At 69.8% G+C, this 18,374-nt stretch carries 16 protein-coding genes; 8 read left to right on the top strand and 8 right to left on the bottom strand.

Features of this window, described 5'->3' with window-relative positions; genetic code table 11:
• Positions 1-78: 78 nt before the first annotated feature.
• The 3 genes from V8Z80_RS09910 to V8Z80_RS09900 all read right to left on the bottom strand — a co-directional run bounded on the left by V8Z80_RS09910 (position 79) and on the right by V8Z80_RS09900 (position 5,020).
• Complete coding sequence (locus V8Z80_RS09910) at positions 79-2,376, bottom strand: ATP-dependent DNA helicase (RefSeq protein WP_336061895.1); 2,298 nt, start codon at positions 2,374-2,376, stop codon at positions 79-81.
• Positions 2,377-2,516: 140 nt separating this feature from the next.
• Complete coding sequence (locus V8Z80_RS09905) at positions 2,517-4,883, bottom strand: glycogen/starch/alpha-glucan phosphorylase (protein ID WP_336061894.1); 2,367 nt, start codon at positions 4,881-4,883, stop codon at positions 2,517-2,519.
• Between the two features lie 11 nt (positions 4,884-4,894).
• Positions 4,895-5,020, bottom strand: coding sequence for a hypothetical protein (locus V8Z80_RS09900; RefSeq protein ID WP_336061893.1), 126 nt, complete (start codon positions 5,018-5,020; stop codon positions 4,895-4,897).
• A gap of 266 nt (positions 5,021-5,286) precedes the next feature.
• Here V8Z80_RS09900 and V8Z80_RS09895 point away from each other — a divergent pair, with 266 nt between their 5' ends.
• Positions 5,287-6,063 carry a MipA/OmpV family protein gene (locus V8Z80_RS09895; RefSeq protein WP_336061892.1) on the top strand — a complete coding sequence of 259 codons (777 nt, stop codon included), beginning with the start codon at positions 5,287-5,289 and terminating at the stop codon, positions 6,061-6,063.
• Here V8Z80_RS09895 and alr read toward each other — a convergent pair.
• Positions 6,051-7,250 (bottom strand): alanine racemase, encoded by a 1,200-nt coding sequence (alr, locus tag V8Z80_RS09890; protein WP_336061891.1) that lies wholly within the window; start codon positions 7,248-7,250, stop codon positions 6,051-6,053. The genes V8Z80_RS09895 and alr overlap by 13 nt on opposite strands.
• Entirely contained in the window at positions 7,247-8,545 is a 1,299-nt protein-coding gene (locus V8Z80_RS09885; protein WP_336061890.1) for a D-amino acid dehydrogenase, read from the bottom strand. Before V8Z80_RS09885 ends, alr begins: the two co-directional genes overlap by 4 nt.
• Before the next feature lie 138 nt (positions 8,546-8,683).
• Between V8Z80_RS09885 and V8Z80_RS09880 the strand changes: the two genes are divergently transcribed.
• Positions 8,684-9,148 carry an Lrp/AsnC ligand binding domain-containing protein gene (locus V8Z80_RS09880; RefSeq protein ID WP_155192205.1) on the top strand — a complete coding sequence of 155 codons (465 nt, stop codon included), beginning with the start codon at positions 8,684-8,686 and terminating at the stop codon, positions 9,146-9,148.
• On the opposite strand, the gene V8Z80_RS09875 is transcribed toward V8Z80_RS09880, so the two are convergent.
• A complete protein-coding gene (locus tag V8Z80_RS09875) occupies positions 9,117-10,064 on the bottom strand; it encodes a LysR substrate-binding domain-containing protein (RefSeq protein WP_155192204.1) in 948 nt (315 codons plus the stop codon). The genes V8Z80_RS09880 and V8Z80_RS09875 overlap by 32 nt on opposite strands.
• Positions 10,065-10,198: 134 nt before the next feature.
• Between V8Z80_RS09875 and V8Z80_RS09870 the strand changes: the two genes are divergently transcribed.
• From V8Z80_RS09870 to V8Z80_RS09850, 5 genes are read left to right on the top strand one after another with little or no spacing between them, the layout of a single operon-like run.
• Positions 10,199-10,594, top strand: a complete 396-nt coding sequence (locus tag V8Z80_RS09870; protein WP_155192203.1) for a carboxymuconolactone decarboxylase family protein — start codon at positions 10,199-10,201, stop codon at positions 10,592-10,594.
• Positions 10,591-12,096 carry an aldehyde dehydrogenase family protein gene (locus V8Z80_RS09865; protein WP_155192202.1) on the top strand — a complete coding sequence of 502 codons (1,506 nt, stop codon included), beginning with the start codon at positions 10,591-10,593 and terminating at the stop codon, positions 12,094-12,096. The genes V8Z80_RS09870 and V8Z80_RS09865 overlap by 4 nt, the downstream gene beginning before the upstream one ends.
• 33 nt (positions 12,097-12,129) lie before the next feature.
• On the top strand, positions 12,130-13,014 hold the full coding sequence (locus V8Z80_RS09860) for an NAD(P)-dependent oxidoreductase (RefSeq protein ID WP_336061889.1): 885 nt from the start codon (positions 12,130-12,132) through the stop codon (positions 13,012-13,014).
• Positions 13,015-13,045: 31 nt separating this feature from the next.
• On the top strand, positions 13,046-14,023 hold the full coding sequence (locus V8Z80_RS09855) for a Bug family tripartite tricarboxylate transporter substrate binding protein (protein ID WP_336061888.1): 978 nt from the start codon (positions 13,046-13,048) through the stop codon (positions 14,021-14,023).
• A gap of 35 nt (positions 14,024-14,058) precedes the next feature.
• Positions 14,059-15,465 (top strand): M20 family metallopeptidase, encoded by a 1,407-nt coding sequence (locus V8Z80_RS09850; protein WP_155192199.1) that lies wholly within the window; start codon positions 14,059-14,061, stop codon positions 15,463-15,465.
• Here the strand turns inward: V8Z80_RS09850 and V8Z80_RS09845 are convergent.
• Positions 15,395-16,594, bottom strand: coding sequence for a metallophosphoesterase (locus V8Z80_RS09845; RefSeq protein WP_336061887.1), 1,200 nt, complete (start codon positions 16,592-16,594; stop codon positions 15,395-15,397). The genes V8Z80_RS09850 and V8Z80_RS09845 overlap by 71 nt on opposite strands.
• Positions 16,595-16,805: 211 nt before the next feature.
• Here V8Z80_RS09845 and V8Z80_RS09840 point away from each other — a divergent pair, with 211 nt between their 5' ends.
• Positions 16,806-17,120, top strand: a complete 315-nt coding sequence (locus V8Z80_RS09840; RefSeq protein WP_336061886.1) for a DUF1488 family protein — start codon at positions 16,806-16,808, stop codon at positions 17,118-17,120.
• A 42-nt stretch (positions 17,121-17,162) separates the two neighbouring features.
• On the opposite strand, the gene V8Z80_RS09835 is transcribed toward V8Z80_RS09840, so the two are convergent.
• Entirely contained in the window at positions 17,163-18,365 is a 1,203-nt protein-coding gene (locus V8Z80_RS09835; protein WP_336061885.1) for a pyridoxal phosphate-dependent aminotransferase, read from the bottom strand.
• Positions 18,366-18,374 lie beyond the last annotated feature (9 nt).

Below are 18,374 nucleotides of genomic sequence, written 5' to 3'. Positions count from 1 at the left end.
GGCCGGCACTGGGATCAGACTACCGCGGTGCAGCAAAAGCGGGCAAACCAGTTTTTTTCGGGCCGGGCATTAGCGTGGCTAATCCCGGGCCGGGCGGGCGCCATGCAGCCCCCACCAGCGCGGCAGCAAGGCCCGCACCTCGGGCTGGCGGTAGCGGTCGTCGATCAGGGTCAGCGAGCCCTGGTCGGTTTCGCTGCGGATGACCCGGCCGGCCGCCTGCACCACCTTGCGCAGCCCGGGGTACAGGTACACGTAGTCGTAGCCGCTGCCAAAGCGCGCCTGCATGATCTGGCGCATCTGCTCGTTGACGGCGTTGAACTGCGGCAGCCCCAGCGTGGCGACGATCACGCCCACCAGCCGCGAGCCGGGCAGGTCCACCCCTTCGGAAAACGCCCCGCCCAGCACGGCAAAGCCCAGGCCCCGGCCCTCGGGCACGAAGCGCGCCAGGAAGCCGGCGCGCGCGGCCTCGTCCATGTCCGGTGTTTGCACCCACAGCGGCCAGTCGCCGTGTTCGGCGCCCAGGTGGCCGGCGACCTGCCGCAGATAGTCGAAGCTGCTCAGGAACACCAGGTAGTTTCCCGGCCGGGCCCGGTAGCGGCGCGCGATCTCGCCGGCGATGCGCGGCACCGAGCCGGCGCGGTCGCGCCAGCGCGTGGAGACGTTGCCCACCACGCGCACGGCCAGCTGTTCGGGGCGAAACGGGGCGGCCACTTCCAGCCAGCCGGTTTGCGGGGGCAGGCCCAGGGTGTCGCGGTAGTAGCGCGCCGGGGCCAGCGTGGCCGAAAACAGCACGGTGACCCAGGCCCCGGCATGGCGCGGGGCGAGAAAGCCGGCCGGGATGACGTTGCGCAGGCAGACCGTGGCGTCGGTCCGGCGCTCATTGCCGGTGCGCGTGGTATCGAGCAGCGTATGCGGCCCGAGCTGCTCGGCCAGCCGCGTGAAATGCAGCGCGTCGAAGAAAAACCGCTGCACCGGCTCGGGCAGGCCGGCCGGGCTGTCGGCCAGGTGTTCGGCGATGGCCGAGACGGCCTGGTGCGGCGCGCGCAGCCAGGCCTGGGGCAGTGCGTCGTGGCGCCGGTAGGCCGGGCCGTCGGCGATCTGCCGCAGCCAGTCGTTCCAGTGCCGGCCCAGCGTGTCCAGGCAGGCCCGCAAGGCCGGCGGCGCGGCCGCGCGGGCGCGGCGGCAGGCCTGGCGCTCGATGCGGGCGGTGTACATGCCTCGCGCGCGCTCGACCAGGTTGTGCGCCTCGTCGGCCAGCACCGCCACGCGCCAGCCCTGCTGCCGGGCCAGCGCATACAGCATGGCGCTGGCGTCGTAGTAGTAGTTGTAGTCGCCCACCACCACGTCGGCCCAGCGCGCCAGCTCCTGGGCCAGGTAGTAGGGGCAGATGCCGTGGCCCAGCGCGATCTCGCGCAGCGCGGCTTGCCGCCAATGCCCCGTGCCGGCGCAGGCCTGCGCCCGGGCGGCGGGCAGGCGGTCGTAGAAGCCGCGCGCCAGCGGACAATCCTGGCCGTGGCAGGCGCGGCCGGGGTGTTCGCAGGCCTGCTCGCGCGCGCGCAGCTCCAGTACCCGCAAGGGGGCCGCGCCGTGCGCCTGCAGGGTTTGCAGGGCTTGCAGCGCCAAGGCGCGTCCGGGCGCCTTGGCGGTCAGGAAAAAAACCTTGTCCAGGCCGCTTTCGGGGCAAGCGCGCAGCACGGGAAACAACGTGCCCAGCGTCTTGCCGATGCCGGTGGGCGCCTGCGCCATCAGGCAGCCGCCGTCGCGCGCGCTGCGGTAGACCGCCACGCAGAGCTCGCGCTGGCCGCTGCGAAAGCGCGGCTGCGGAAAGGACAGGGCGCGCAGCGCCGCGTCGCGGGCCTGGCGGTGGGCGGCTTCCTGGGCCGCCCACGCCAGGTAGGCGTCGCATTGGCGCGAAAAATACGCGGCCAGCTCGGCGGCGTCCCAGCTTTCGTGCAGCACGGTTTCGCGCTGGCTGCCGGTCTCCAGGTAGACCAGCGCCAGCCCGATGCGGCCCATGCCGCGCGCCTGGCAGAACAGATGGCCGTAGATGCGCGCCTGCGCCCAATGCAGCGCGCGCTGGCGCTCGCCGATGGCCTCGAAGCGGCCGCGATGGGTCTTGATCTCTTCCAGGCGCTGCAGGCCCGGGTCGTAGCCGTCTGCGCGCCCGCGCACCAGCAGGCCGCCGTGATACGCCGACAGGGCGATCTCGGCTTCGTAGCCCGGTCCGCGCCGCTGGCGCACCAGGCCGTGGCCGGCCATGCCTTCCAGCGCCGAAGGGGCCGGCGTGTAGCGCGTGTCCAGGTCGCCGTGCCGCGCGGTGAACTCGCACAGGGCGCGCACCGCCACGACGTGGCCGGGTCCGGCCGGCGCGCTCATGCGACCCGGCTCGCGCGGCAGATGCGCCGGAAATCATGCAGGTAATGGCGCTGCCGTTCGTCGGCGGGCAGGCGGGCGGACATGTGCGGGACGGATGACTGTATGGATATACAGCCATCATAACAGGGCCTGCGGGCGGCTCAGGCGGCGTCGGCGGTGCGCGGGTGGGCAAGGCCCTTGGGCTGCGGCATGGCCTGGGGCCAGGCGTACAAGCCCCAGATCTGCCCGGCGTATTCGGCCACCGTGCGGTCGCTGGAGAAATGCCCCAGCCGCGCCATGTTGTACAGCGCCCGCTCGTGCCATTGCCGCGGCTGCTGGAAATCCCGGGCGGCCTGGCGCTGCGCGTGCAGGTAGGGACGGAAATCGGCCAGGTGCAGGTAGTGGTCGTGTTCGACCAGGTTGCGGTGCAGCTCGGCGTAGGTGCCGCGGTCGGCGGCGTAGCGCCCGTCGATCAGGGCGTCGAGCACGCGGGCCAGTTCGGGATCGCGCAGCAGGTAGTCGCGCGGCCGGTAGCCGCCGGCGCGCAGCGCGGCGGCCTGCGCGGCGTCCAGGCCGAAGGCGTAGAAGTTCTCGGCGCCGACGCAATCGCGGATCTCGATGTTGGCGCCGTCCAGCGTACCCATCGTCAGCGCGCCGTTGAGCGCCAGCTTCATGTTGCCCGTGCCCGAGGCTTCGGTGCCGGCCGTGGATATCTGTTCGGACAGGTCCGCGGCGGGGATGATGCGTTCGGCCAGGCTCACCTTGTAGTCCGGCAGAAAGACCACCGAAAGCCGCCCGCGGCAGCGCGGGTCGGCGTTGACCGCCGCGGCCACGCTGCGGATCAGGTGGATGATGCGCTTGGCCGCGGCATAGCCGGGCGCGGCCTTGCCGGCAAAGATGTGCGTGCGCGGGGCGATGTCCTGGCCATGCTCGGTCAGCCGGATGTGCAGGTGGATCACGTGCAGGATATGCAGCAGCTGGCGCTTGTATTCGTGCATGCGCTTGACCTGCACGTCGTAGAGCGAGTCCGGATCCAGCGCCTGGCCGCTGGTGGCGCGCACGTATTGGGCCAGGCGCTGCTTGTTGCCGCGCTTGACGCGCTGCAGCCGCTCGATGAAGGCGGCGTCGCCCGCATGGCGCTCCAGGCCCTGGAGGGTTTCCAGGCGGGTGACCCAGCCCGTGCCCAGCGCCTCGTCCAACAGCGCGGCCAGGGCGGGGTTGGCCTGCAGCAGCCAGCGCCGCGGCGCGATGCCGTTGGTCTTGTTGTTGAAGCGCCCGGGCATGAGCGCGTGCAACTCGGGCACCAGCTCCCGCTTGACCAGCTCCGAGTGCAGCTGGGCCACGCCGTTGACCGAATGGCTGCCGACGATGGCCAGGTGCGCCATGCGCACCTGGCGCTCGCCGCCTTCCTCGATCAGCGAGACCCGCGCGATGCGCGGATCGTGCTCGCCCCAGCGGACGCGGGCCTGGGCCAGGAAGCGCGCGTTGATCTCGTAGATGATCTGCATGTGGCGCGGCAGCACCCGTTCGAGCAGCGCCACCGGCCACTTCTCCAGCGCCTCGGGCAGCAGCGTGTGGTTGGTGTAGCCGCAGCTGCGCTGGGTGATGTCCCAGGCCTGGGTCCAGGGCACGTCGTGTTCGTCCACCAGCAGGCGCATCAGTTCGGCCACCGCCAGCGCCGGGTGGGTGTCGTTCATCTGGATCGCCACGCGCTCGGGAAAACGGGCGAAATCGTGCTCGTCCTGCAGGAACTCGCCCATGATGTCGCGCAGCGCGCAGGCCACCAGGAAGTACTCCTGCACCAGCCGCAGCTCGCGCCCCTGGTGAACCGCGTCCGAGGGGTAGAGCACCTTGGAGACGGTCTCGGACTCGATCTTCTGCTGCACGGCGCGCATGTAGTCGCCGCTGTTGAACACGTGCATGTCGAAGGTGGCCGAGGCGCGCGCCGCATAGAGCCGCAGCACGTTGGCGCAGGCGCCGCCGTAGCCGGCCACCGGCATGTCGTGCGGGATGCCCACCAGCTCGCTGGCCGCGTGCCAGCGCGGGCGGTAGCGGCCGTGCTCGTCGTATTCGTGCTCGACGTGGCCATACAGCGGCACGGCATGGCTTTCGTCATGGCGCTCGATCATCCAGGGGCTGCGGTCGCCGTCCCAGAAGTCGGGCAGCTCGACCTGCGAGGGGCCGTCGAAGGCCTGCTTGAACAGGCCATAGTCGTACTTGATGCCGCAGCCCAGCGCAGGCAGGTCCAGGGTGGCCAGCGACTCCATGAAACAGGCCGCCAGCCGGCCCAGGCCGCCATTGCCCAGCGCCGCGTCGTGCTCGCGCTCGGCCAGCGCGTCCAGGTCCAGTCCCAGTTCGGCCAGGGCCTGGCGGGTGCCTTCGAGCAGGCCCAGGCTGAGCAGGTTGCTGACCAGCGAGCGGCCCACCAGGAATTCCAGCGACAGGTAATAGACCTTCTTGCAGCGGGCGCCGCGCCGGCGGGCCTGGGTCGAGAGCAGGATGTCGACCAGGCGGCGGCGCACCACCATGGACAGGGCGGTCAGCCAGTCGTCGGCGCTGGCCTGCTCGGGCGGGCGATGCGGTATTTCAGCTCGTGCAGCAGTTCGCGGTGCATGCGTTCTGCCTGCGCGGCGACGGTTTCCCTGGGAAAGGCGGATTCGATCAAGGGCGTCTCCAAGGCGGCGGAAAAGAGCGAAGCATTGTGCCGGGCCATTCTACTGACAGGCCAGGCCCGCGCCACGCCGCGCAGCGCGGCGAAACGCGTATCCCGTTTCGGGATGTATCCACGCTTGCTTGGGGGCCGCATCCCGCGTGTTCAAGCGCCGCGTCCCGGCCTTAAAAAGTTCTTCAACATAGGTGTGGCGTAATCCACGCTGCCCGGCGCGCGAAGCGCCGGGCAATATCCCTGCAGCATCGACAAGGAGCCTTTTCATGACCATGCCCTTTACCCGCGCGTGCGGACCGCTCGCGGGTTCCTGCCTGGCGGCCTGCCTGGCGCTGGCCGCCCCGGCCGCGCCGGCCCAGAACTTCATCGGTGTCGGCGCGGCCTACGTCCCCGAATACGAGGGCAGCGACGAATACGAGTTCAAGCCCGTGCCGCTCGTGCGCTACGAGCGCGGAAACTTCTTCATTTCGCGCGTGGCCGGCGCGCCGGCGCTGGGCTTGCGCTGGCAGCTGGGCGGCCCCTGGTCGGGCGGCGTGTTCGCCGGCTTGCAGGATGGACGCGACGCCGACGACTACGATCGGCTCAAGGGCCTGGACGACATCGATTGGCATGGCGTGGGCGGCGCCTTCCTGCGCTGGTCGCAAGGGCCGCTGGGCTTCTCGGTGGCCTATCGCCAGGCCCTCAAGAGCGGCTACGGCGGGATACTTGCGCTGGATGCCGACTATCGCCTCTACCAGCGCGGGCGCAGCACGGTTACCCTGGGCGTGGGCACGCAATGGGCCAGCAGCGACGCCATGGACACCTATTTCGGCGTCTCGCAGCGCGAGTCGCAGCGCAGCCGCGCGGGCCTGCGCCCCTACGAGGCCTCCTCGGGCTTCAAGTCGGCCACCGTGGCGGCCACCTGGACCTATGGTTTCGACAACGGCATCAGCACCATCGCCACCCTTGGGGCCAGGACGCTGCTGGGCGATGCGCGCGACAGCCCCGTCACCGAGCGGCGCGGCGGCGCCTTCGGCATGGTGGGGCTGAGCTACGCATTCTGAAGCCGGCGCGCGGCCGGCGCGCAGGGCGCGTCCTGGCCTTCGTAGATCCGCCGTACCCGCTTCACGTTGCAAAGCAGCTCGTACGGGATGGTGCCCGCCGCCTGCGCCACGGCGCCCACCGGCACGGCGGCGCCCCATAGCTCGACTTCGCTGCCCACCCCGCAGCCGGGCAGGTCGGTCAGGTCCACCGTCAGCATGTCCATGCTGACGCGCCCGGCCAGGGCTGCCGGGCGGCCGTCCACCGCGACCGGCGTGCCCGAGGGGGCGCGGCGCGGATAGCCGTCGGCATAGCCCATGGCCACCAGGCCCAGGCGGGTTGGCCGCGGCGCCACGTAGCCGGCGCCATAGCCCACGGGCTGGCCGGCCGGCACGGTGCGCTCGGCGAAGACGCGGCTGCACAGGCGCATGACCGGACGCAGGCCGGCGCGCGGCTGCGGCAGGGGCTCGGCGCCATAAAGCATGATGCCGGCGCGGCCCCAGTCGCGCCGCGCCCCGGGCCAGGCCAGGATGCCGGCCGAATTGGCCACGCTGCGCGGCCCGGGCAGGCCGGCCGTGGCCTCGTCGAAGCAGGCCAGCTGCGCGGCGGTCTGGCCGCTGGCCGGTTCGTCGGCGCTGGCCAAATGCGTCATCAGGGTGATGCCGGCCACGCAGCGCAGCGCCCGCAGCCGCGCATGCGCCTGGCCGGCCTGGCCGGGGGGCAAGCCGGCGCGGCTCATGCCGGTATCGATCTTCAGCCAGACGTGCACGGGCGGCCCGCCCAGGCGCTCGGCGGCCTGCAGCATGCCCAGCTGGGCGTGGTCGTGGACCACCAGCGCGCAGCCCAGCCGGGCGGCCTGCACGGTTTCTTCCAGCGAGAAGGCGCCTTCGAGCACCAGGATCGGCCCGGCCACGCCCGCCTGGCGCAAGGGCCGGGCCTCGTCCAGGAAGGCCACCGCATAGCCGTCTGCCAGCCCTTGCAGCGCGCCGGCGCAAGCCGTCGCGCCGTGGCCATAGGCGTCGGCCTTGAGCACGGCCAGCACGCGGGCGCCGTGCTGGCGCCGGGCCTGCACGTAGTTGTGGCGCAGGGCTTGCAGGTCGATGACGGCGCGGGCCGGCCGGGCCGCCTCGGGCCGGGCCGTATCCGCCCCCGCCGCATCCGCCCCCGCCGCGCCGGCCCAGGCCGCGCCCGACAGGCCTGGCTGGTTCATGCCCCGGCCGCCTGCGTGCGCAGGCCGGCCCGGGACGCGCGCTTGCCGTAGCGCTCCAGGGTCAGGCCCTCGGTGGAGATGTCGGGGGTGTGGCCCGTGATCACGTCGGCAAGCAGGCGCCCGGAGCCGCAGGACATGGTCCAGCCCAGGGTGCCGTGCCCGGTGTTCAGGTACAGGTTGGGATAGCGGGTCCGGCCCACCAGCGGCGTGCTGTCCGGGGTCATCGGGCGCAGCCCGGTCCAGAACTGCGCCTGCTCGCTGGGTCCGCAGTCCGGATACAGGTCGTTGACCACGTGTTCCAGGGTTTGGCGGCGCCGCGCGCGCAGGCTCAGGTCGAATCCCGCCAGCTCGGCCATGCCGCCCACGCGCACGCGCTCGCCCAGGCGGGTAACGGCGATCTTGTAGGTCTCGTCCAGGATCGTCGAAGCCGGCCCGCGTTCGGGATGGTGCAGCGGGAAGGTCAAGGAATAGCCCTTGACCGGATACACCGGCACGTCCAGTTCCAGCGGCAGCAGCAGGGCGCGGCTGTAGCTGCCCAGCGCGGCCACGTAGCGGTCGGCCTGCAGGCGTTCGCCGCCGGCCTGCACCCCGACGATGCGTTCGCCCTCGCGCAGCAGCTTTTCGATGTGCACGCCGTAGCGGAACTGCACGCCCATCCGCGCGGCCAGCTCGGCCAGGCGGGTGGTGAACAGGTGGCAATCCCCGGTCTCGTCGTTCGGCAGCCGCAGCCCGCCGGCCAGCTTGTGCGCCGACCGCGCCAGGCCCGGCTCGGCCTGGACCAGGCCGTCGCGGTCCAGCAACTGGTAGGGCACCCCGCATTCTTCCAGCACGGCGGTGTCGCGGCGCGCGGCTTCCAGCTGCGCCGGATCGCGAAAGATCTGCGTCAGGCCCAAGGCGCGGCCGTCGTAGGCGATGCCGGTCTGCTCGCGCAAGGCGATCAGGCATTCGCGGCTGTATTCGGCCAGCCGCAGCATGCGGCCCTTGTTGATGGCGTAGCGCTCGGCGCTGCATTCGCGGTACATGGCCGCCATCCAGCGCAACTGGTACAGCGATCCGTCCGGCCGGATGGCCAGCGGCGCGTGCGACTGGAACATCCACTTGAGCGCCTTGCCAGGGATGCCGGGCGCGGCCCACGGCGTGGAATAGCCCGGCGAAACCTGCCCCGCGTTGGCGTAGCTGGTTTCCCTGGCCGCCGCGTCCTGGCGGTCGAGCACCGTGACCCGCGCGCCGCGCCGGGCGAGATAGTAGGCAGTGGTCACGCCGATGACGCCGCTGCCCAGGACGATGACATGCATGCTGGCCCCCTTGTATCGATTCAGGTGATTCTTCTAGTCTAGTGATACATGGGTAGCGATTTCATTTTATTTATTGCCAAAGACTAGTGGATTACACTACGACGGTCGCCTGTCAGGCCCTTCCAACAGTGGATTTCCATGGTCAAGCTGGACCGCATCGACCGCCTCATCCTCGATATCCTGCAGCGCGAGGGCCGCATCCCCATCAGCGAGCTGGCCGGCCGCGTCAACCTCTCGGCCACGCCTTGCGCCGAGCGCGTCAGGCGGCTCGAGCGCGACGGGGTCATCATGGGCTACTACGCGCGCGTGAACCCGGCGCTGGTGGGCAAGGACCTGCTGGTGTTCCTGGAGATCAAGCTTTCGGCCAAGTCGGGCGACGTCTTCGACAAGGTGCGGCGCGACCTGGCGCTGGTGCCCGAGGTGCTCGAGTGCCACCTGGTCTCGGGCGAGTTCGACTACCTGGTCAAGGCCCGCCTGAAGGAAATGAGCGCCTATCGCCGCCTGCTTGGCGACCTGCTCAAGCGCCTGCCTTCATCGGCTTCCTCGCACAGCTACGTGGTGATGGAAGAGGTCAAGGAGACCCTGTACCTGGATCTGCGCTAGCGGCAAGGCGGCCGGCGCCGCGCCTGCGATTGTAGGTCAGCAGCATCGACGCGAATACGCGTGCCGCTGGCGCCAGCGGCACGGCCTGGCGCTGCACAAGGCAGATCTCGGCTCCGGGCAAAGGTTCCTTCAGGTCCATGGCGGCCAGCGCACCGGCAAAGCCATCTTGCCGCACGAAGGCCGGGCCCAGGAACAGGTAGTCCGTCTCGGCCACCAGCTTGAGCGTATCCAGCAGCGATTCCACCGTCAGCGCCACGCGCGGCTGCGCCAGGCCGTTCTGCTCGAACCAGTCGCCCAGGCGGTTCGAGGGCGTGCCGGCGCGACCCAGCGGACGGGTATTGATCCACTCCGCCTGTGCCAGCGCATGGATGGAGCCGGCATGCTGCAAGGGATGGCCGCGACGGCACAGGATGCGCGCCTGGGAGTCGGCAAGCTTGACGGCGCTCAGGTCGGTCATGTCGCTGCCGTGCGAGACCAGCGTCATGGCGAAATCCAGACGGCCTTCCCGTATTCCCGACAGCAGCAGCGAGGAAGGGCCGCTGGCCAGGTTCACCGCGATGTCCGGATGGGCCCACCGCAGCTGGCGCAGCGCCACTGGGAGCAGCCGCGCGCAGGCTTCGGCCGAGGCGCCCACGTTGACGTTGCCCGATAGCCTGCCTTGCAGGTAGTTGAATTCCTGCTCGGTGCGGTGGCATTCGCCCAGGATGATGCGGGCGCGCGCCAGCAGGGTATCGCCTTGCGCAGTCAGCACCACGCCGGTGCTCGCCCGGGTGAACAGCGTGGCCGATAGCGAGTGCTCCAGCCGGTGCAGTTGCTGGGTCAAGCCGCTTTGCGCGATGCCCAGGTGGCGCGCGGCAGACCGGATGCTGCCATGCTCGACGATGGCCACGAAGGCGCGCAATTGGTCCAGCGTCATACCCGTGCTTCCGTATAGCGATAGGTTTTTGTGATCATGATAACCGTATTCAGATCTTATGCGATCGCTTGCCCTTGCCTAGACTGCCTTTGTCAGCGCGGCCGCGGGCCGCTGCCACATACACGGGAAACGCGATGAGCAAGGATCTTTATCAGCGCGGCGAGGAAATCCGCCGCGAAGTCTTGGGCGAGGAATACGTCCGGAACTCGGCGGCGAACACAGACGCATTCAGCGAGCCGATGCGCAGCTTTGCCATCCGAAACCTGTGGGGCGAGGTATGGGATCGTCCGGGGCTGGACCGGCGTTCGCGCAGCTTGATCAACCTGGCCATGCTGGCCGCCATGGACCGTCCGGCGGAATTGAAGATCCACCTGCGTGGGGCCTTGAACAACGGTGTCACCCGGCAGGAGATCGCCGAGGTTTTCCTGCAGGTTGCACTGTATTGCGGCGTGCCGGCCGGCAGCGAAGCGACCCGCACGGCCAAGCAGTTCCTGGCCGAATACGACGCCGAGCAGGCTGCCGCCCGATGAGCCGCACGCCAGTCCATGCGGCCGTCGCGCCGCAACGGCTCTACGCGCACCTGATGGGCGAGGGGCAGCCGGTCGGTTCCTGGGTGGATGGCCGCTGCGTGGCCGGGCAGGGCGAGGAAATCGCCTTGAACGATCCCACCACGGGCGGGTTGTTGCTGCGCTATCGCGATGCCACGCCCGGGGCCGTGCGCGAGGCTCTGGCAAGTGCTGCGCAGGGCCAGGCAGCCTGGGCCGCGCTGCCCGCGCGCGAGCGCGCCGTCGCCTTGGCCAGCCTGGCCGAGCGGATTGCCGCGCAGGCCGATGCCATCGCGCGCCTGGAGGCCTGGTCCACCGGCAAGGCGGTCAAGGGTTGCAGGGCCCAGGTAGCGGCCGTGGCCGAAAGCCTGCGTTATTTCGCGGGCTGGGCCGACAAAGTGGAAGGCCGTGTCGTTCCCGTGCCCGGCGGGCAACTCAACTACATCTTGCGCGAACCCTTGGGCGTGGTGCTGCAGATCATGCCTTGGAACTCTCCCTTTTACCTGGCCGGCTGGAGCATGGCCCCGGCCTTGGCCATGGGCAACGCCGTACTGCTCAAGCCGTCGGAGTTGACGCCGTTGTCCTCTCTGGTGCTGGGCAAGCTGGCGTTGGAGGCGGGTCTGCCGCCGGGCACGCTGAACGTGGTCAATGGACTGGGCCAGACGGTAGGGCCCGCCGCCATCGGGCATCCGGCGGTCAGGAAGGTGGTCTTCGTCGGCTCGACCGGGACCGGCAGGCGGGTGAACGCGGCGGCTGGAGAACGGCCCATCCCTTGCCTGCTCGAGCTGGGCGGCAAGTCGGCCAACATCGTGTTCGAAGACGCCGATCTGCCGGCGGCCGCGCAGGCGGCTGTGGTGGCGGCCTTTGCCAATACCGGGCAAAACTGCGCGGCGGGTTCGCGCTTGCTGGTGCAGCGCGGCATTCACGACGCCTTCGTGCGCCAAGTCGTCCAGGCCAGCGCGCAATACCGCATCGGCGATCCCTTGGACGAGCAAAGCGACGCGGGACCGCTGAACAACCTGGCGCAATATCGCCGAGTGCGCGAGATGGTCCGTATGGGGCTGCAAGAGGGAGCGCGTCTGGAACTGGGACAGGCCGAAGAGCCGCGGGATCAGAAGGGCTATTACGTGCCGGCCACCATTCTGAGCGGCGTGAACAACGGCATGCGGATCGCCCGGGAAGAAGTGTTCGGTCCTGTGCTGGCGGTCATCCCCTTCGATACCGAGCAGGAGGCTATCGACATCGCCAACGACAGCGAGTTCGGCTTGGCCGGCGCCGTATGGACGCGCGACGTGGCGCGCGCCCATCGCGTGGCCGGGGCGGTTCGTGCGGGGATTTTCTGGATCAACATGTACCGCGAGATGCATGCATCCACGCCTTTTGGCGGCTATGGCAATAGCGGCTACGGCCGAGGCAGCGGCCAGGAGGCCCTCTACGAATACACCCAGACCAAGAGCGTCTGGCTGCCCTTCGGCCAAGGCGCCTGAGGGCCTGTCTTTCAACTACATCGGATGTTTGTCATGAAAGAAAACACTTGCGTCGGCGTCATCGGCCTGGGCCAGATGGGCCGTGGCATGGCCAACTCGCTCAGGCGCGCCGGCTTCGAGGTGCACGGGCTGGACGCCTCCCAGGCAGCCAGGGAGGCGTGCGCGAAGGATGGCATCAGCCTGGCGGACTCCCTGGCCGGGCTGCTGTCTCGCGCCGGCATCGTCGTGCTGTCGCTGCCCAACTCGGACATCGTGCGGTCGCTGATCGAAGGCCCGCAGGGCCTTGCCGACCTGGCGCGGCCAGGCACGCTGCTGATCGATACCACCACCGCCGACCCCGCTGTCATGAGAGCCGTGATGCCAGTGCTTCAACGGGCCGGCGTGGCGCTGATTGATGCGCCGGTCAGCGGCGGGCCGCGCGGCGCGGCGGCCGGCGAACTGACGATGTTCATCGGCGGCAGCCAGGCCGACTTGGCGCGTGCCCGGGACGTGCTCTCGGCGCTTGGCAGCAAGCGCTTTCACATCGGGGATTGCGGCGCGGGTTATATCGCCAAGCTGGTCAACAACCTGCTGGTGGCCGCCCATCTATTGACCGCCAGCGAGGCGTTTCGCATTGCCGAAGCCGCGGGCGTGAAGACGGGGCAACTGCTCGATGCCATCAATGCCGGATCGGGCCGCAGCGGCGTCACGCTTTACAACTATCCGAGCCGCATCCTGAATGATGCCTTCGATTCGGGCTTCACCATGCAATTGATGCGCAAGGACGTGCGCCTGGCGCAGGGGCTGATGCAAAGCGTCGAGCTGGATCTGCCTGTCTGCACGCAGGTGGCGGGCATCTGGCAGGACAGCGTGGCCAGCCTGGCCGACCAGGAGGACTTCAACCGTATCGTCAAGTTCGACACCAACCGGCGCGGTTGAGCGCCGGGCCACTCATCAAGGGGAAAACACCATGAAAATAGCATTCCGTTCCGTCCTGCTTGCAGCGGCGCTGGCCACGGGCGTGCTGGCAGGCGCTCCCGCCCTGGCGCAGTATCCCGACCGGCCCATCAGAATGATCGTGCCGTTCCCGCCGGGCGGCACCGTCGATACCGTGACGCGCATCGTCGTGCAAGGGTTGTCCGAGCGCCTGGGCCAGCAGGTCGTGGTGGATTACCGCGCCGGCGCGGCCACCATCATCGGCGCGGACCTGGTAGCCAAGGCGGCGCCCGACGGCTACACCTTGCTGATGGGCACGGCCACCACCTTTGCGGTCAATCCCATCCTTTACCCCGACCTGTCCTACGATCCGCTTGAGAGCTTCACGCCCATCGGCGTGGTGGGCACGACCAGCCTGGCGCTGCTGGCCAATAACGCCGAGCCCGCCAAGGATCTGCCCGGGCTGATCGAGAACATCCGCAAGCAGCCCAACCGGTATTCCTACGGCTCGCATGGCAATGGCACGACGGTGCACTTTGCCGCGGAAATGCTCTGGTCGGCCGCCGGGGTGAGCGTGACGCACATTCCGTACAAGGGCGCCGCACCCGCGTTGACCGACCTGATGGGCGGCCAGATCCCGATCAGTTTCGACGCCTTGCCCGCCACGGTGGCCGCGCTCAAGGGCGGGCGCGTCAAGGCCTTGGCCGTCACCGGCCCGGAGCGATCCAAGCTGCTGCCGGACGTACCGACCATCGCCGAAAGCGGCTATCCTGGTTTCGCGATGCAATCGTGGTTTGCCGTCGTCGCCCCGGCCGGCTTGCCGGCGCCTGTGCAGGCCCGGCTGGAGCAGGCATTGGCCCAGACCATGGCCGAGCCCAGTATGCTTGAGCAACTGGCCAACGCGGGTATCGAGCCGGGTTTCGAATCCTCGCAAGACTACGTCAAGCGGGTCCGGGGCGACATCGCCAAGCTGCGTCCCATCGCCGAGCAGGCCGACATCCAGCGCAACTAAGCAAGCGGCGCGCGACCGCGCCTCTGCCTTTCCCCATGACACGAACCGATTGCCTGGCCGCGGCCGACGGCCATTTCGATGACGGCAGCTTCCTGGAGGCGCTGTGCCGGCGCGTGGCCTACCGCTCTGAAAGCGACGCGGGCTGCGCGTCGCCCGCGCTGGCGCAATATCTTGAGCAGGAGATGCGGCCCTTCCTGGGGGCCCTGGACTTTGACGTGCAGGTGTTGCCCAACCCCGTGGCGGGCGCCGGGCCGCTGCTGGTGGCGCGCCGCATCGAGGCACAGGGGTTGCCTGCCGTGCTGACCTACGGCCATGGCGACGTGGTGGGTGGCCAGCCCGATGCCTGGTCGCCGGGCCTGTCGCCCTGGCAACTGACAGTGCGCGAGGGCAAGTGGTATGGGCGGGGGACTGCAGACAACAAGGGGCAGCACAGCGTCAACCTGGCCGGGCTGGCCGCGGCCATAGAGGCGCGCGGCGGCAGGCTGGGCTACAACGTGACCGTCCTGCTGGAAACTGGCGAGGAGGCGGGCTCGCCCGGCTTGCAGGCGTTCTGCCACGAGCAGCGCGAACGGCTGCGTGCCGACCTGTTCATCGGATGCGACGGCCCGCGCGTGTGCGCCGGACGACCCACGGTTTTCCTGGGTTCGCGCGGCATGGTCAACTTCTCCCTGCGCCTGCAGGCGCGGCAGCGCGGGTATCACTCGGGCAACTGGGGCGGCGTAATCTCCAATCCGGCGACCAGGCTCGCCAATGCGCTGGCCTGCCTGGTGGATGCGCGCGGCGTGATGCGCGTCGACGGGCTGCGGCCTGACTCGTTGACGCCAGCCGTTCGCGCCGCCCTGAGGGACATTCCTGTCGGCGCGGGAGACGGCGACCCGCCGCTGACTCCAGGCTGGGGCGAGCCCGGTCTGAGCGCGGCCGAACGCTTGATCGGCTGGAATACCCTGGAAGTGCTGGCGCTGGAAGCGGGTACGCCGCAGCGGCCGGTCAACGCCATTCCTCCCGCTGCGGTTGCGCATTGCCAATTGCGTTTCGTCGTAGGCACCCGCTGGCGCGAGCTGCCCGAGCTGCTGCGCAGGCATCTGGATGCGCACGGTTTCGAGGATGTGGCCGTAGAACTGGGCATGCAAGGCGCTGCGACCCGTCTGGATGTCGAGCATCCGTGGGTACGCTGGGCCTGCCGCTCGATGGCGCGCAGTTGCGGCGCGGAGCCGGCGGTGCTGCCGAATCTGGCTGGTTCGCTGCCCAACGAAGTGTTCGCAGAGACCCTTGGGCTGCCCACGCTGTGGGTGCCGCATTCGTATCCGGCCTGTGGGCAGCACGGCCCGGACGAGCATCTGCTGCCCGGGGTCGCCCGCGAAGGGTTGCGCATCATGGCCGGTCTCTACTGGGACCTGGGCGAACCGGACGCGCCGTGGCCGGCACCAGCCGCAGCCGGGTGATCTCGGAGGGCGCGCCCAGGCGCTTGGGCGGGCCCCAGTAGCCCGTGCCGCGGCTCACGTAGACCCACAGGCCGCCCAGCCTGTGCAGCCCTGCCGTGATGGGCTGCTGAAAGCGCACGAACCATCCCCAGGGCAGGAACTGCCCGCCGTGGGTGTGGCCCGAAAGCTGCAGCGTATAGCCCAGGCCCTGCGCCTGCAGCGCGGTGCGGGGCTGGTGCGCCAGCAGCAGCCTGACGGCCGCCTCGGGCGGCGCGCCGTGCAAGGCGCGGGCCGGATCGCAGGCCTGGGCGCGGTCGAAGCTGCCGGCGCCATGGTCGGTCACGCCGGCCACCACCAGCACGGCGCCGCCGCGCCGCAGCACGGCGTGCTCGTTCATCAGCACTGTCAGGCCCAGGCGGCGGAACTCCTGCACCCATTGCTGCACGCCCGAATAGTATTCGTGGTTGCCGGTGACCAGGTACACGCCGTCGCGGGCCCGCAGGCCCGCCAGCGCCTCGGTGTGGGCGCGCAGGTGGCGCACGCTGCCGTCGACCACGTCGCCGGTGACCGCGATCAGGTCCGGCGCCAGCGCGTTGGCGGCATCGACGATGGCCTGCACATAGCCGCGCTTGATGGTCGGCCCCACGTGGATGTCGCTCAGTTGCACGATGCTGTAGCCGTGCAGGGCGGCCGGCAGATCCTGGACCGGGACCGCGATGTCCACCACCGCGGCGCGGCGGCGGGCGTTGAACAGGCCCGCCAGGCTGGCCAGGCCCGCCAGCGCGGGCACGGCCCAGGCGCTTTGCGCGCGCAGCGCGGCCATGGGCACGGCCAGGCCCGCCCAGGCGGCCAGCTGCGCCAGCACCAGCAGCACGTCGCGCAGCAGCGTCAGGACGAACAGCGACGAGAACAGCCCCATGGCCAGCAGCCCCGCCCAGGCCAGGGCGTCGCGCGGCCCCTGGCCGGCGCCCGAGCGGCCGAGCAGGCCCAGCGGGATGAGCAGGCAGGAGGCGGCCAGCGCGGCAGCCGCCGCGGCCTTGGACGTGCCGCCCAGGGGCAGGTCGCCCAGCAGGCGCAGGCCGACGTAAAGGTGCGCCAGGGCGAGCAGGGCAAGGAAGCGGATGAGCAAGGGGGTGGTTCGGTGGGACATGCGATCAGCGGAGCTGCGGTCGGCGAGCCGGGACGCACCGGGCCGGTGGCGCGGCGAATCCCGACATTCTAGGCGCAGCGCGCCATGGGGCAGCGGCCCTGTCCTGCTGGGGGCTGCGGCGGACCTTGCGCACTGCTGCCATTGGTTACCTCGCCCGGCCGGCCGCTTGGGTAGGATGGAATATCCGGCAAGTCGACCAAGGAGCCAAGACATGGGAAGTTTCGCCAAGGCCACCAATGCGCAAGCCAATGGAGACGACGTAACCTTCATGCTGGAGACGGGCGGCGTCAAGCGCCAGTTCGAGATTTCGGGCGATGCCCTGCGGCGCCATTTCGGCGCTGCCGACGGTACGGGCAGCGAGTTGCTGCGGGCCTTCGAGCAGGCCCGCGGGCAGATCGAGGCCTTGGGCAAGAAGGCGCAGTGGGTGCCTTCGGAAGGCGTGATCAAGCTGGGCGAGGGGGACTTCGGCGAGGATGGCGAGGCCAACCCCCCGTTGCCCGAGCGCAAGGGAGCCTCAAAGGCATAGGGCGGGCTGGCCGGCCCGCCGCAGTCTTGCCGCCCGCCGGGGCTAGGCCAGTTTTTCGCAGGCCCGGCGCAGGCGCGCGCAGGCCTCTTCGATGCGGTCCATCGCCGTGGCGTACGAAAGCCGGAAGTAGGGCGAGACGCCGTAGGCATCGCCCTGCAGCACGGCAAGGTTTTCTTCGTCCAGCAGGTACATGACCACGTCGGCGTCGGTCTGCAGCGCCTTGCCGGCGGGCGTTCGGCGGCCGATCAGCCCCGCGCAGTCCGGAAAGGCGTAGAAGGCCCCTTCGGGCACGTGGCAGCGCAGGCCCGGCATGCCGTTCAGTTGTGCCACCAGGTAGTCGCGCCGCGCCTGGAAGGTCCGGCAGCGCTCGGCGATGAAGTCCTGCGGGCCGTTCAGCGCCTCCGTCGCGGCGGCCTGGCTGATCGAGGAGGCGCCAGAGGTGCTTTGCGACTGCAGCTTGGTCATGGCCTTGACCAGCGGCGCCGGCCCCGCGCCGAAACCGATGCGCCAGCCCGTCATGGCGTAGGCCTTGGACACGCCGTTGAGCGTCAGCGTGCGCGCCTTGAGCGCCGGCGCGACCTGCGCCATCGTGAAGTAGGGGCGGCCGTCGTAGCGGATGTGCTCGTAGATGTCGTCGGTCAGCACCCAGACGTGGGGATGCCTTTGCAGCACTTCGGCCAGGGCCAGCAGTTCCTCGCGCGAATACAGCGCGCCGCTGGGGTTGTTGGGGCTGTTCAGCGCCAGCCAGCGGGTGCGGGGCGTGATGGCCCGCTCCAGGTCGGCCGGCTGCAGCTTGAAGCCATGTTCGGGCGGGGCCGGCACGAACACCGGCTGGCCGCCGGCCAGCAGCACGATGTCCGGGTACGACACCCAGTAGGGCGTGGGCACGATGACTTCGTCGCCTTCCTGCACCGTGCTCAGCAGGGCGTTGAAGATGATCTGCTTGCCGCCGTTGCCGACCACCACTTCCTCGGGCCGGTAGGTCAGGCCGTTATCGCGCGCGAACTTGGCGCAGATGGCGTCCTTCAGTTCCGGCGTGCCGCCCACGTCGGTGTACTTGGTGCGCGACTGGGCCATGGCGCGCACCACCGCTTCGGTCACGTTGGGCGGCGTATCGAAGTCCGGTTCTCCCGAGGTCAGGCTGACGATGTCGCGGCCCGCGGCGCGCAGTTCGCGCGCGCGCTGGCCGGCCATCGAGCTGGGAGAGGGTTTGATGCGTTCGATTCGGGATGCGATCAGGGCCATGTCGTTCGA

This window comes from Orrella sp. JC864 (assembly GCF_037026685.1).
Taxonomy (GTDB): Bacteria; Pseudomonadota; Gammaproteobacteria; order Burkholderiales; family Burkholderiaceae_B; genus Orrella.
Note: the sequence above shows the minus strand (reverse complement) of the source record. Positions and strands in the feature narration are given on the sequence as shown.

Coding starts and splice junctions, on each gene's coding strand:
- V8Z80_RS09895 (WP_336061892.1), top strand. CDS start 5,287: ATGACCATGCCCTTTACCCGCGCGTGCGGACCGCTCGCGGGTTCCTGC.
- V8Z80_RS09850 (WP_155192199.1), top strand. CDS start 14,059: ATGACACGAACCGATTGCCTGGCCGCGGCCGACGGCCATTTCGATGAC.
- V8Z80_RS09860 (WP_336061889.1), top strand. CDS start 12,130: ATGAAAGAAAACACTTGCGTCGGCGTCATCGGCCTGGGCCAGATGGGC.
- alr (WP_336061891.1), bottom strand. CDS start 7,250: ATGAACCAGCCAGGCCTGTCGGGCGCGGCCTGGGCCGGCGCGGCGGGG.
- V8Z80_RS09910 (WP_336061895.1), bottom strand. CDS start 2,376: ATGAGCGCGCCGGCCGGACCCGGCCACGTCGTGGCGGTGCGCGCCCTG.
- V8Z80_RS09865 (WP_155192202.1), top strand. CDS start 10,591: ATGAGCCGCACGCCAGTCCATGCGGCCGTCGCGCCGCAACGGCTCTAC.
- V8Z80_RS09835 (WP_336061885.1), bottom strand. CDS start 18,365: ATGGCCCTGATCGCATCCCGAATCGAACGCATCAAACCCTCTCCCAGC.
- V8Z80_RS09840 (WP_336061886.1), top strand. CDS start 16,806: ATGGGAAGTTTCGCCAAGGCCACCAATGCGCAAGCCAATGGAGACGAC.
- V8Z80_RS09905 (WP_336061894.1), bottom strand. CDS start 4,883: ATGGTGGTGCGCCGCCGCCTGGTCGACATCCTGCTCTCGACCCAGGCC.
- V8Z80_RS09885 (WP_336061890.1), bottom strand. CDS start 8,545: ATGCATGTCATCGTCCTGGGCAGCGGCGTCATCGGCGTGACCACTGCC.
- V8Z80_RS09845 (WP_336061887.1), bottom strand. CDS start 16,594: ATGTCCCACCGAACCACCCCCTTGCTCATCCGCTTCCTTGCCCTGCTC.
- V8Z80_RS09880 (WP_155192205.1), top strand. CDS start 8,684: ATGGTCAAGCTGGACCGCATCGACCGCCTCATCCTCGATATCCTGCAG.
- V8Z80_RS09875 (WP_155192204.1), bottom strand. CDS start 10,064: ATGACGCTGGACCAATTGCGCGCCTTCGTGGCCATCGTCGAGCATGGC.
- V8Z80_RS09855 (WP_336061888.1), top strand. CDS start 13,046: ATGAAAATAGCATTCCGTTCCGTCCTGCTTGCAGCGGCGCTGGCCACG.
- V8Z80_RS09870 (WP_155192203.1), top strand. CDS start 10,199: ATGAGCAAGGATCTTTATCAGCGCGGCGAGGAAATCCGCCGCGAAGTC.